The organism is Vibrio sp. 704 (assembly GCF_033339295.1).
The window spans coordinates 1-757 of the sequence record NZ_JAWOUH010000360.1 but is presented as its reverse complement, the minus strand read 5'-3'; the positions used below and the strand labels follow the sequence as shown (position 1 = coordinate 757).

The following is a 757-nucleotide window of genomic DNA, read 5'->3' as shown; positions in this document are numbered from 1 at the left end:
GTGTAGCTTGGTTTTTTCATAACGCCAAAATCCTTCGTTGTAGCGTCTTTAAGTGCTAGTTCATCAAAGTCTATTGAGCAAATCGATTTTAATAAAGTTCGTAGTGTGGCGAATTGGGTACTAAAAAGTGATACCGCTAAATTTGTTTGTTAATGAATTGTTTATTTTAAAGCTCGTTCAGATTTATATGAGGGTGCTCTTCGTTGTGAAAAGAGCACGAAGTGATGTCACGTGGTATCGGCATTTAAGGAACACATGATATAGAAGAACAAAGATGGAACTGAAAACCCTCAGCGTCGCGATTGCGGCAACCTTGAGCAGCACTGCTGCGTTCGCAATGAGCGAGCCAGTAGCGCAAGTCACAGAGAAAGTTGAACATCATCAGCACGAACACGGTGTAGAAACGGCGCAGCCTGAGTATGCACCGACTGAATTGTTACCACAGCTACCGAAACAGACGTTACGTACGCGGGCTACCCAATCGGTTGAAGCGGCAAGCGTGGTTTGTGACGTAGAATCGTTCACAACCACCAACAGCAACGACTTGATCAGCGCGATAAAAACTCAAGGTGCAAGTTGCATCAACGAGCTGTTCTCTGCTCAAAGCCGAGTGCAAGAAGCGGCGTTTGATTCTGACCACATGTACAACGTGGCAAAGCATACGGTGACTTTGGCGAAGGCCTATACTGGCGGTGGTAGTGATGAGCTTGAAGCCTTGTACTTGTATTTGCGCGCTGGCTATTACGCCGAGTTTTAC

General features: G+C 46.0%; 1 protein-coding gene. It reads left to right on the top strand.

The genetic code is table 11. The annotated features are described in order from the left end of the window. Positions 1 to 274: 274 nt before the first annotated feature. Positions 275 to 757, top strand: a 483-nt coding sequence (locus R7R24_RS26465) for a M9 family metallopeptidase N-terminal domain-containing protein (RefSeq protein ID WP_318120083.1), incomplete at its 3' end; no start/stop codon positions are given.